Origin of the sequence: Pseudomonas rhodesiae (genome assembly GCF_007858255.1) — a bacterium.
In the GTDB taxonomy this organism is placed as follows: domain Bacteria; phylum Pseudomonadota; class Gammaproteobacteria; order Pseudomonadales; family Pseudomonadaceae; genus Aquipseudomonas; species Aquipseudomonas rhodesiae.
Genome location: NZ_VFEU01000005.1, coordinates 394,252 through 406,291 on the forward strand (window position 1 = coordinate 394,252; position 12,040 = coordinate 406,291).

The 12,040-nt window shown below is 62.3% G+C and carries 6 protein-coding genes; all 6 read right to left on the reverse strand.

Going from position 1 to position 12,040, the window contains the following annotated elements:
- Positions 1 to 211: 211 nt before the first annotated feature.
- Positions 212 to 703, reverse strand: a complete 492-nt coding sequence (gene yfiB, locus FIV35_RS10845) for an outer membrane lipoprotein YfiB (protein ID WP_034139288.1) — start codon at positions 701 to 703, stop codon at positions 212 to 214.
- A gap of 4 nt (positions 704 to 707) precedes the next feature.
- Complete coding sequence (gene dgcN, locus FIV35_RS10850) at positions 708 to 1,970, reverse strand: diguanylate cyclase DgcN/YfiN (protein ID WP_034139289.1); 1,263 nt, start codon at positions 1,968 to 1,970, stop codon at positions 708 to 710.
- On the reverse strand, positions 1,967 to 2,542 hold the full coding sequence (gene yfiR, locus FIV35_RS10855) for a regulatory sequestration protein YfiR (RefSeq protein ID WP_034115083.1): 576 nt from the start codon (positions 2,540 to 2,542) through the stop codon (positions 1,967 to 1,969). Before yfiR ends, dgcN begins: the two co-directional genes overlap by 4 nt.
- Before the next feature lie 155 nt (positions 2,543 to 2,697).
- Entirely contained in the window at positions 2,698 to 4,755 is a 2,058-nt protein-coding gene (gene recD, locus FIV35_RS10860; RefSeq protein WP_034139290.1) for an exodeoxyribonuclease V subunit alpha, read from the reverse strand.
- Positions 4,752 to 8,426 carry an exodeoxyribonuclease V subunit beta gene (recB, locus tag FIV35_RS10865; RefSeq protein ID WP_034139291.1) on the reverse strand — a complete coding sequence of 1,225 codons (3,675 nt, stop codon included), beginning with the start codon at positions 8,424 to 8,426 and terminating at the stop codon, positions 4,752 to 4,754. Before recB ends, recD begins: the two co-directional genes overlap by 4 nt.
- Entirely contained in the window at positions 8,423 to 11,875 is a 3,453-nt protein-coding gene (recC, locus tag FIV35_RS10870) for an exodeoxyribonuclease V subunit gamma (protein ID WP_034139292.1), read from the reverse strand. Before recC ends, recB begins: the two co-directional genes overlap by 4 nt.
- Between the last annotated feature and the right edge of the window lie 165 nt (positions 11,876 to 12,040).

Sequence of the window (12,040 nt, forward strand, 5' to 3'; positions counted from 1 at the left end):
CGTGGTTCAGCCACGCCGTCATCGGGGGCAAGCCCCCTCCCACATTTGATCTGGTTTCGTCAGCCAGGTATTCAACCTGCAATGCATTCGAGGTGGGAGGGGGCTTGCCCCCGATGGGGCCTGCTCAGTCGATACCTGTGTTGCAGACCCACCGCTATCGGGGGGTGAGCTCATACTTGATCGGCATTCAGGTTGAAGCGCGTGAAACCGCTCAGTCGGCAATCACCACAATCGCCACCCGTCGATTCTCGGTGCGCCCTGCGGCTGTATCGTTCGACGCCACGGGCTGGCTGCTGCCCAAGCCGCGCAGTTGGATGTTTTCTTCTTTCATACCCACGCCCGTCAGCACCGTGGCCACGCTTTTGGCGCGGCGCAGGGAGAGTTGCTCGTTGTAGGCTTCTTTGCCGGAGACGTCAGTGTGGCCGTCCACGCGTACGCGCTCTATGCCCACGCCGAGCAGGGCTTTGCCGATGCGTTGGACGATCACGGTGCTCGGCGGGTTGAGGGTTTCGATGTCGCTGCCAAACAGCACTTTGCCCGACAGGCCGAATGCCCAGCCGTCATCCGTGAGTTCAAAGCCCTGTTGTTTGAGTACCGCGACTTGCGCCGGGGTCAGGCCTTTAGGGGGTTGTGTCTGACAGCCGCCGAGGGCCATCAAGACCACCAGCATAGTAAGAAACAGAACGCGTGCAGTCGAGAACAAGGGATCAACTCCTGTGTTGAACGTTAACAGCAGAGTGCTCCGACTCCGCCGTGTGCTGGCCGCCCTGGGTCAGGCGTTTGGCCTGGTACATCGCCGCGTCGGCGGCATTGAGCAAGGTGCCGGGTGTGGCGCCATGCTCGGGGTAAATAGCAATGCCGATGCTGAGCGACGTCAGCACTTGGGTGCCACCCGGCACCTCAATCGGCATGTCCATGCTGGCGATGATCTTGTCAGCGATGCGTTGCGCGTCCTCGGCCTTGTGCAACGGCGCAAGCAGGATGGCGAACTCGTCACCGCCCAGGCGCGCCACCAGGTCACCGTCACGCAGTTGCGCGCGCACACGGGCAGCGACAGCCACCAGCACCGCGTCGCCGGCGGCGTGGCCGAAGTTGTCGTTGATGTCTTTGAAGCGATCGCTGTCGAGGAACAATACCGCGACCCGCTCGTCGAGCTTGGCCGCGCCGCGCAGGGCTCGAATCAGCCGACCTTCGAAGAACGCGCGGTTGGGCAGGCCGGTCAGGCTGTCGTGGTTGGCCTTGTGGGCCAGGGTTTCGTTTTCGCTTTGCAGGTGGCTTTGCCAGGCTTCCATTTCGCCGAGCAAGGCATTGAAGTCACTGCCCAGGCTGTCGAGTTCGGCGATGCGCGCGGGCGGTACACGTCGATCAAAATCCCGCTCGCTACGAGCGGCGTGAGCCACGGCGGCCAGGCTTTGCAACGGCACGGTGATCCCGCGCAGCAGTCGCCGGGCCAAGTGTAATGCGACCCAGGCGCTGAGGGCGGTGCAGATCAGAATCCCGGCCAGACCACTGAGCAGGAAGCGCAGCAGGCTGCCGCCGTGGCCGGTCAGGTGGATACTGCCGACGGTGCGGCCCTGGTGCAGGATCGGTTGGTTGATCGGCTGTTCAAGCAGGGCATGCGCCAGTGCCAGTTCCACCCGCGAGAGCATGCCGGTTTCGGGGCGTGCCCAGTGGGCCAGTAACTTGCCGTTGGCGTCGAAAACGTCGGCATCGGCCACCTCTTCGGTGGACGCAATCAGGCTCAGTGCCTCGGTGGCTGCGGCGCGGTCGTTGAACACCACCGCCGCTTCCACGGTGTAAGTGATGGAGCGTGCGATCAGGTGCAAGTTGTGTTCGGCATAGACGCGCAGCGCCAGCACGCCGAGCAGGGTCAGGGACACACTGGCCAGGGTCACCGCCACCAGAGCCAGGATCAAATGACCACGGCCGATAACCGAGCGCAGGCTAGGTCGCACTTTCACATGGGTCATGGAGCAGGCGCCCGACGGCGGGACAGTTGCAGCACGCTGGGGTGAATGCGCACGCCGCTGCGTGCCACCGAGTCGAGATTGACCTCGAATGACACTTGTTCATCGCTTACGCGCAGGCAAAACAAGCTGCCGACGGTGCACTGGTCGCCGCCTTCGCTGATGCTGAGCACCGGGTGGCCGATCAACGAGGCAAACAATTGGCTGCGCTCATCGGCGGTAAGCTTGCCGATGTACACCGCGTCGCAGGCGTTGACGATATCGGGATGGTTGACCAACAGGCGCTGCACCACCACCGGACGGCCGGTCGCCTGGGTGGTGCCTTTGATCAGGTCATCGGTGTATTGGGTGGGCCCGACGATACACAGGCGCAATTGCGCTGGCTCCACCGGCCACCGCGCGTAACTGAGAATACCGAGTACCACCTGAGTGACCGCCTGGGCACGCTGCGCGGCCATACCCTCGGTGGCCGGGACGTCCGCAAACCCGTATGGCGCCAGCGCACACAGCAGCGCCATCAGCAGCAGGCGTCTCCAGCTCCAACGGCACTCTGTGGGCGAGACAGCCACGTTCATGCTGCGATTCTCTCAGGTGTTTTCGTGGGGTGATGCCGCAACGATAGCACAGCGGCGGAAAACCCCGCGAGGCAGTGCCTTCGCGAGGTCCGCTATTTTTTCAGAAAATTCAGGCAGTAGAATCAGAAATATTAGATGACCTATCAGTCAATTTTTTAGGCGCCTTGATCCAACTCCAGCATTAACCCACTCAAGCGCTTGACCTTGCGCCGCACCGCTTCCTCAAACACACCGCCGCGCGGCTCGATCAGGCTGAACCAGCGCTTGGCGCGGGTGATGCCGGTGTATATCAATTCTTTGGTCAACACCGGGTTCAGGGCGTCGGGCAGGATCAGCGCAGTGTGGGTGAATTCCGAGCCTTGGGATTTGTGCACGGTCATGGCGTACACGGTTTCCACATCGTTCAGGCGGCTGGGCAGCACGAATCGCACGCCGCCCTGGCCGTCATTACGTGGGAAAGCCACCCGTAGCACCTGAGGGCCACCGTCGCTTTCGGGCAGTTTGAGGGCGATGCCGATATCGCCATTCATCAGGCCCAGGCCGTAGTCGTTGCGCGTCATCAGCACCGGGCGACCTTCGTACCATTGCTCGTCACCTTCGATCAGCCGCACTTTACGCAGCGCCGCGGTGATTCGCAGGTTCAACCCCTCCACACCCCACGGACCTTTGCGCACGGCGCAGAGCAATTGGAACGCGTCGAAGGCCTGCAACAATTGCTGCGCCCAGGCCGTCCAGGCGTGGTCGTCACGGGGGGTGGCGGGTGACGGACGCGCCGATTGCAGCAGGTTCAGGTAATAGCGATAGCCCTCGGCACCGCCGCCCTGCCCGTCCAGCACCAGGCGCTCAAGCGCGTGGTCGTGTTCGCCCTTGAGGCTGACGCAGAACAGGTCGCTGTGGCTGCGCGCGGCCAGCAGCTTGCGGGCCTCTTCGGCATTTTGCTGGTTGACCCAGCGCGCCAGTTGGCCGATGCCGCTACCTTCGCCGAACCGCCGCGAATAGCGCAGCATCACCACTTGTTGCGCCAGGGGGTGGCTGTGGTCAAGGTCTTCGCTCAGGCCGCTGGTGCTGAGGTCTTCACCGCTGACGGCTTGTAGCCACTGGCGCGTGTCGGGGCTGTACCAACCGGCTTCGGCGTCGCGGCATAAATCGCCGAGCACGGCACCGGCTTCCACCGAGGCCAGTTGATCCTTGTCGCCCAGCAATACCAGACGGGCGTGAGGCGGCAGCGCGTCCAGCAGATTGGCCATCATCTCCAGGTCGATCATCGAGGCTTCATCCACCACCAGTACATCCAGGGGCAGCAAGTTGCCCGCGTGGTGACGGAAATGCCGAGTGCCCGGGCGACTGCCCAGCAAACGGTGGACGGTGGTGACTTGGGTCGGGATCTTTTCCCGCACCGTATCGGGAACACTCAGCGACAGCACTTGCTGGCTGATGGATTCGGTCAGGCGCGCCGCCGCTTTGCCAGTGGGAGCGGCCAGGCGAATGCGCAGCGGGCTGCCGGATTCCACGGCCGGCGCCTGCAACAGCGCGAGCAGGCGCACCACAGTGGTGGTCTTGCCAGTGCCGGGGCCGCCGGTAACGATGCTGAACGCCCCTCGGGTAGCCAGGGCGCAGGCGAGTTTCTGCCAGTCCACTACGCCGTCGGGCGCGGGTTGAGCGAACAGGCCATTGAGCCGCTCGGGCAAATCGGCGGTGAAGTTTTCCTGCGTCGCCAGGCGCTGGCGCAATGCGAAATCGATACGTCGCTCGTAGGTCCAGTAGCGCCGCAGGTACAGACGTTTCCCCGACAGCACCAGAGGCCGGCTTTGTGCCGCTTCACTGCCGTCGAGTGCAAGGGCGACCAACGAGCTGGCGGCCAGTGCATGGCACCAATGGGCGCCATCGAGGCCATCGAGCAACTGCGACGGAAGCAACATCGCGCCGGTCTGCAGGTCGCCTTCGGGCGGCAGGGACAGGGCAAAATCCGGCGCCTTTAGGGTTTCGAACAGATCAAGGCAGACGTGCCCGTGACCCAATTGGTGGCTGGTCAACGCCGCAGCGAGCAACACCAGAGGATCGGCCTGGGGATCGAGTTCGTGCAGGAAGCCAACGAAAGCCTTATCCAGCGCCCGCAACCAGCCGCGTTCGACCCAGCGTTCCAGTAATTGCACCAGATCGGCGGAGCGTTCCAGCGGCGCTAGTGCCTCCAGCGGTAACGGCGACAGGCTCATAACAGCACTCCTTGTTCCCAGGCCGGCTCAGTTTTGGGTGGCAGCGGTTTGCCTTGGAACAACAGGTCCAGGCCTTCGATCAGCGCCCGTGGCGGCCGGGTGAAATACGCGCCTTGGCTGGCAGACTGGGTGCCGCGCAGGAACAGATACAGTGCGCCGCCAATGTGGCGGTCGTAATCGTAGTCGGGCAAACGTGCCTTGAGCTGGCGATGCAGGGCCAGTAGGTAGAGGACGTATTGCAGGTCATACCGATGCTCAAGGATCGACTGTTCCATGGCTTGCGGGGTGTAGGCCGAATCGTCAGGCCCGAGCCAGTTGGATTTGTAGTCGGCCACGTAGTAGCGGCCATCGTGTTCGAACGTCAGGTCGATAAACCCCTTGAACATGCCGTTGAGCAGCACCGGTTCGGCAGCCACCCGGGCGACGCCGTCATGGGTGTACTGACACACCAGTTTATCCAGGGCGAGCACATCGACATTATGACTGGCGAACCAAAACTCCATCTCGATCTGATAGTGCCGCAGGCCGCTCAAGGCCACGCGACCGTTATCCACAGGCAGTGGCGTGTGCAGCAGATGGCCCAGCCAGGCACTGAGGGTGACGATCCAACCCTCCCAGTTGCGCCGATTGCAACGCGCGCCGACGGCTTTTTCGATGGCCTGTGGCGTCACGTTGAAGCCTTCTTCACCCGCCCACTCCAGCAAACCATGCAGGAAGGTGCCGGGGTTGGGGCCGCGTGGGAAACGGTGAATGTCGCCGCCAGACGCTGCCACTTCACGCGGTGCATCCGGGTCCAGGCGTTCGTCATCGAACAGCTTTTGCGCTTGTGGGTTTTCGGGCGCTTCGAGGGTCGCGGTGTTCAGGCTGTCGCCAATACGCAGCGCGCTGTAGGAAGCAATCCACCAGTTTTCCGCCGCCTTGCGGCTGGGCAACAACGGCGCGAGCAGCGTGGCCTGGTTGCGCGGCGGGTGGAACAGCACCTCTTGCGCCTCAGGCACTTGGGCGTAATGGATGGCTGGGCAACCGTCCTGCAAATCCAGCAGCCAACGGGCCAGGCCCGTCGACTCGCGCAGCACATTGCCGCCGCCAAGCAAATAGCCCAGGGCACACAAGTGCAGGACCGAACTACTGCTGTTGCCGCGCTTGAGGTCGGCGACGCCCAGCCAGCACGCGTGCTTGGCGCGGGTCAGGGCGACGTAGAACAAGCGCAGGTCTTCGGCCAGGCGCTCGTCGTCAGCCTGGGCAATCAGCTCGGCGGTCGGGCGCAGGCTGACCTGGGATTTGCCATGTTCATCGTGGTAGTGCAGCGGCAGGCGGCTGCCGTCCACGGGTTTGGCCGAACAAATAAACGGCAGGAACACCAGGTCGTATTCCAGACCTTTGGATTTGTGGATGGTGACCACTTTGACCAATTGCTCATCGCTTTCCAGACGCAGGATCTGCTCTTCACCAGCCTGCCCCGACAGCGCCAGATGCTCGGCCAGGTGACGGATCAGCGCTTGTTCGCCGTCCAGCTCCGAGGCGGCCTGTTGCAGCAGTTCGCTCAAGTGCAAGAGGTTGGTCAACACACGTTCGCCGTCACTGCGGGCGATAAGGGTTTGCGGCAATTTGAAGTCGTGCAGCAAACGCCGCAGCATCGGTAGCACGCCTTGGGTGCGCCAAATCGCACGGTAACCGCGAAACTGCATAACGCGGCTTTCCCACGCCAATTCGTCCTGATTCAGACGCTCCAGTTCGGGCAGCGACAGATTCAACGTGACACACGCCAGGGCGGCACGCAGGGGGCGCTCCATATCCGGCTCGGCGCAGGCCTTGAGCCAGACCAACAGGTCATGGGCTTCCTGGGCGGCGAACACCGAGTCCTTATCGGACAGGTACACGCTTCGCACACCCCGAGCGGCCAATTCCGCACGCACGGCTTGGGCCTCCTTGCCGTCGCGGACCAGGATGGCGATATCCGACGGCAATACACCTTTGAAGCTGGCGTTCGGTTGTTGGAAACCGGCCTTGCCTTGTTGCCCGGCATTGAGCAGCTCAACAATCTGCGTAGCACAAGCAGCAGCCAGGTGCTGGCGGTACACCGCATTGGAAATCGGCTGGTCGGTTGCCAAGTGCCAGAGGTTCATCGCCGGCACAGGCTGGCCGTCGACCAGCAAGGTCTCTTTGCGGCCTTGGGACAATACCGGCTGGAACGGCACCGGGTTATCGCCATTCGGCTCGCGGAACAGAAACGCGCCACGCCCGGATTCCGCACGCTGGAACACATGATTCACTGCGTCGACCATTGCATGGCTGGAGCGGAAGTTGGTGCCCAGGGTGTGATGGCGGCCGAGTGTGGATTTACGTGCGCGCAGGTAGGTGTAAATGTCGGCGCCACGGAAAGCGTAGATCGCTTGCTTGGGGTCACCGATCAGGAACAGGCCGCTATCCAGGTGGTTTTCTTCGATGCGATAGATGCTGTCGAAAATGCTGTATTGCACCGGATCGGTGTCCTGGAATTCATCAATCAACGCGACCGGGAATTGCTCGCGGATCACGCTGGCCAGGCGCTCGCCGCCCTCTGCTTGAAGGGCCGCGTTGAGGCGGATCAGCATGTCATCGAAGCCCATTTCGGCGCGTCGGCGTTTTTCCTCTTCGAAGCGTTTACCCACCCAGGCGGCGGCGTGTTGCAACACGGCGGCGTCGGGGGTGGGCAAGGCGTCAAGGCTGGCTTTGAGGTTGGCCATGGCATCGATAGCGGGATGCCGGGGCGGCTCGCCCTTCCAGGCTTCGGCCATGCCCTCGGGCGTGAGGCGTGTGAAGCCGGTGCCGATGTCCAGTTGCTCCTGGGTTTCGTCGCTTGCCCAAGCACTGAGCTTTTCGAACCAGGGCTCGAAATAGCGCGCTTGCATCTTGCGACCGTCGACGGCTTTGGCAGCCACGGCCTGCAGGCAAAGATCGCGCAGTTCGGCGGCCCACTGCTGCCATGGCGCTTTGAGGGCGACCAGCGCTTCGCGGCGCTCCTGCAAACAGGCGTTGATCAACTCGGCGGGATCGCGGGTTTCGTCGCTGGGACGCTCGCTGCCGAACAGCGCGCGCACCCGCGGCATCAGCGCAGCGGGGCCGCCCCAATGAGTGCGCACCCAGTTGAGGGCATCGTCGTGCATCGGGTAGCAGAACAGCCGCCAGTAATCGCGCAGTACTTCGCCGAGCAGGTCGCTGTGATCGGTTTCCAATGTCTGGGTAAACAGGCTGCCGCTGTCGAACGCATGTTCGCGCAGCATGCGCTGGCACCAACTGTGGATGGTGGACACAGCCGCTTCGTCCATCCACTGGGCAGCGATGTCCAGGCGGTTAGCGCAGGCGGGCCACTGCTCAGGCGCATAGTGCACACGCAGGTCGGCGATCAGAGCGTCGGGCGACGGGATCTCATCGCGGAAAAACCGCGCAGCTTCAGCCAGGCGAATGCGGATACGCTCACGCAGTTCCTTGGTGGCGGCATCGGTAAAGGTCACCACCAGGATCTGCGGCGGCAGCAATTCACGACCAAAACCCCACGCATCGCCGCCGTGGCCAAGCACCAGGCGCAGGTACAAGGCGGAGATGGTGAAGGTCTTGCCGGTGCCAGCGCTGGCTTCAATCAGCTGGCTACCTTTGAGTGGGAAGGCCAGGGCCAAAGGTGTGCTGCTCATGCGCCGGCCTCCTCGCCAGTAAGTGATCGCCACGGCGCATCAAGCATGGGTCGGTACAGTGTTTCGCACCAACCTTCGAATTCTTCGCTGGCCACCAAGGCTGCGTAATCCGGAAATTGGCGCGTGAGTGCGGGGGTTTCCCGGCGTTCGCCGTCGGTGGTCAGCCCGTCGCCTTCGTAGGCTTTGCTCGCCGCAGCATGGGCTTTGGCCGGCTCGGTCTGGCCCAACCAGGCGAATGCGGTCTTGACCGCCACCGGCAGCGGCTTGCGCATGCCGCTGTGCCAGGCCAGGAGCAGGTGGCCGAGGATATCCTGGGCGAGCGCTGGGTCCAGGGGGGCCAACAGCAAGGTGTCATCACTGGCCACCAAGCCGGTACTCAACGGCAGCCCGCAAGCGCAGGCCACCAGATGATTGACCCATGGGCGGATCAGACGATGCCACTTGCGTGTCTTGATCGAGCCGATGCTATTAGGGATGGTGCTGACGCTAAGCAACCCGCCATCACTGCGCCGATGCAGCCCACTGATCCAGCCTTCCAACCTGATCCCCTGATGCTCAAAACTGACCGGTTCCGTCGCGGTATACGGGATTGGCCATAGGGCCAGTAGTTGCTGGTAGCGTTGCAGCAGGCCGGGCAAAGGCTCGATCAGTTCGTTGCGCAGGCATTCGCCGAAACCAACCATGGGCAGCAGGCCACTGCCTTGTAGGCGCTGGGCCTGCGCCTTGAGCGCCTGGTCGAGGTGCTCCGGTTGGCTCAGCGCCGCAGTGAGCAGGCTGTCGCTCAGGCTGTAGCGTTGCAGAGCATCAAGGACGAAGGGTTCTTCATCGGCCAGAGGTACTTCAGCGGCCTCAAAGAACACTTTCAGACGCTGACTGAAGAAATGCTTAACCGGGTTGCGTAGGAAATCTTGCAACTGACCGAGACTTAGAGGTTCTTCTTGCTGATGCTGCGCCAATTCCGGCTCCGTGCCGGTGACGGGCACGTCCTCGTGCAATACCTGCCATTCGCGGGCGTAGCTGAACAGCGGATCGCCTGCGTGGAAATAGCGGGAGCTGAACGGCTGCAATGGGTGTTCCTGGGTCAGCGCGTCAATGAGGGGGGCGTCGTTTGCCGCGTGCTTCCAGCCGCTGGCGAGATGATCGCGCAACTGACCGATCAGCACCGAAGCCGGACGCTCGCTGTTGTCGCGGATGCTGCGGCCGACCCAACTGATGTAGAGCTGGTCTCGGGCAGAGAGCAGGGCTTCGAGCAGCAAGTAACGGTCATCTTCGCGACGGGACCGGTCGCCTGGGCGGTAGTCGCTGCCCATCAGGTCGAAGTCCAGCGGTGGCTGGGCGCGAGGGTAATCGCCGTCGTTCATACCCAGCAGGCAGACGAGCTTGAAGGGAATGGCACGCATGGGCATCAGGGTGCAGAAATTGACAGCTCCGGCGAGGAAACGCTGGGACAGTCGGCCTTGATCCAGACCGGCGAGCCAGGCTTCGCGGACCACGGTGAGCGGTAACTCGTCCTGCAGGCCGACGGACTCACAGGTTTCCAACCAGGTTTCTCGCAGCTGTTCCAGTTGGCTCAGCAGATAGTCATCGTGTTCACTACTGGCCAGGAAGAACCGCTGCATCAAGTCTTGCAAGCGCTCGCCCCATTGCTGCGGCGCTGCTGGCTCGGACAAGGCCTGATGAGCGTCACTCAGCGCATCGAGCAAGGCAACCAGCGGGCCAATCAGCGCCGCGTCAAGGCCGCCAATTTCGTCGTAAGGTTCGATGCCTTCGCAGGCCGCGCCGCTGCCTACCGCATACCCCAGCAACATGCGGCGCAGGCCGAAGCGCCAGCTGTTCTGTTCAAGCTCAGCAGGCAGGCCCAGGCCGGCACGTTGTTGCGCGTCGAGCCCCCAGCGGATACCAGCGCCTTCGATCCAGCGATGCAGCGTCGGCAGGTCGCGTTCCTTGATTGCAAAGCGTTCGCGCAGGGCGGGGACGTCGAGCAGATCGAGGACTTCGCTGACGGGGAAGCGGCTGTCGGGGAGTTTAAGTAGATGCTCGACTGCGATCAGCAACGGATCGCGGCCGCGTTGGCCCTGGTCCGTCAGGGTGAACGGGATAAAGCGCGGATCGTTGCGCTCAAGCTGACCGAACACAGCACGGATATGCGGCGCGTAGCTGTCGACATCCGGGACCATAACGATGATGTCACGAGGACGCAGCGTGGGATCGGCACTGAAGCGCTGCAGCAGTTGGTCGTGCAGCACTTCGACTTCACGTTGCGCGCTGTGGGCGATGTGGAAACGGATAGACGAATCACGCTCCAAGTCGACAGCGGGCCATAGATCGCGGGTTTCATTGAGTGGGCGCAGTTCGAGGATATCGTCCTGCAACTGATTGAGCAGTGTGGTCGGGGTGCTCTCGCTGAACAGATCGATGCGTCCATCGCGGAATGCGGCGCGGTAGCTATTGGGATCATCGTAACTGTCCAGCAGGCTGATGTAGTCGCGCCCCTGTTTGCCCCAAGCAGCCAACAGCGGATGGGCATGCTGGTGCAGGGTTTGCGGATCGATACTGATCGGCATGCCGGCTTTACGCGCCTGGCGTTTGTATACGTTTCGAAGCAGGTCTTTGTCGGCCACGATGTCGGACCAATGGTGGCGACAGGGGTTGTGTACGCATAACAGAACTTGACTGAAACGAGCCAGACCGGCGAGTGCTTCGAGAGCCTGGGCGGGCAATGACGAAATACCGAACACGATGACCCGTGAAGGTAGGTCGGGTGGAGCTTCCTCGAGGGTATTGATGCGTTCGATAAAACGCTGATGCACGCCGGCACGGCTTTCGGCCATGCCCTCCTCACCGACATCCAGCAGCAACGCACGCCATAACTCGGCCTGCCAGCAGTTCGCCGGACTGAGGGGCTTGGCCTCACCTCGTCCATTGCGCAGTTGATGGCGACCGGCGGCCCAATCTTCAAGCCAGTCGGCGCGGTAGACCTGATATTGGTCGAACAGGTCGGCCAGGCGTTCGGCCAATTGATAGCGTTTGCGCAGGTCGGTGTCGTGGGTCAGGAAGCGCTGCAACGGCTCGAAGTGCGGTTGGTCAATGAGCTCTGGCAGTAGACGCATCAACCGCCAAGTGAGTGGGGCTTTATCGAGCAAGGATTTGGGGGGGATTTCGTCACGCCCCAGGACCATGCGATAGAGCTGCCACATAAAACTGCCGGGAAGTTGTACGTCGATGGCAGCAGCGATGCCGCAGCCGCCCATGTCATCGTCTTCCGGATCTTCAGCCAATGCCAGCTTGAGCCACTGGGCGATACCGTTGCTTTGTACCAATGCAATTTCATTTTCCAGGGGCGCGAGGGGATACCGGCGCATCCAGCTAACCACCAGGCTGCGCAACTCATCCAAGCGGTTACCGTGAACCACCATGAATCCAGCGCTGAGGGACATCGCATCCGGCATAACAGCTTCCTTGGGAAAGCAAAATCGGGGGTATGGACTTTAGCACCGAAGTCGGCGCTGATGATGCCCACGGCTTTTCGAGCGCGCAAAACAAAACCCCAACTGCTTTCGCAATTGGGGTTTCGGAATTTAATCTTGACGATGACCTACTCTCACATGGGGAAA

What these genes read in the sequence shown, in the direction of transcription:
- dgcN (WP_034139289.1), bottom strand. Translation starts at nt 1,970, where the DNA reads ATGACCCATGTGAAAGTGCGACCTAGCCTGCGCTCGGTTATCGGCCGT.
- yfiR (WP_034115083.1), bottom strand. Translation starts at nt 2,542, where the DNA reads ATGAACGTGGCTGTCTCGCCCACAGAGTGCCGTTGGAGCTGGAGACGC.
- recD (WP_034139290.1), bottom strand. Translation starts at nt 4,755, where the DNA reads ATGAGCCTGTCGCCGTTACCGCTGGAGGCACTAGCGCCGCTGGAACGC.
- recB (WP_034139291.1), bottom strand. Translation starts at nt 8,426, where the DNA reads ATGAGCAGCACACCTTTGGCCCTGGCCTTCCCACTCAAAGGTAGCCAG.
- recC (WP_034139292.1), bottom strand. Translation starts at nt 11,875, where the DNA reads ATGCCGGATGCGATGTCCCTCAGCGCTGGATTCATGGTGGTTCACGGT.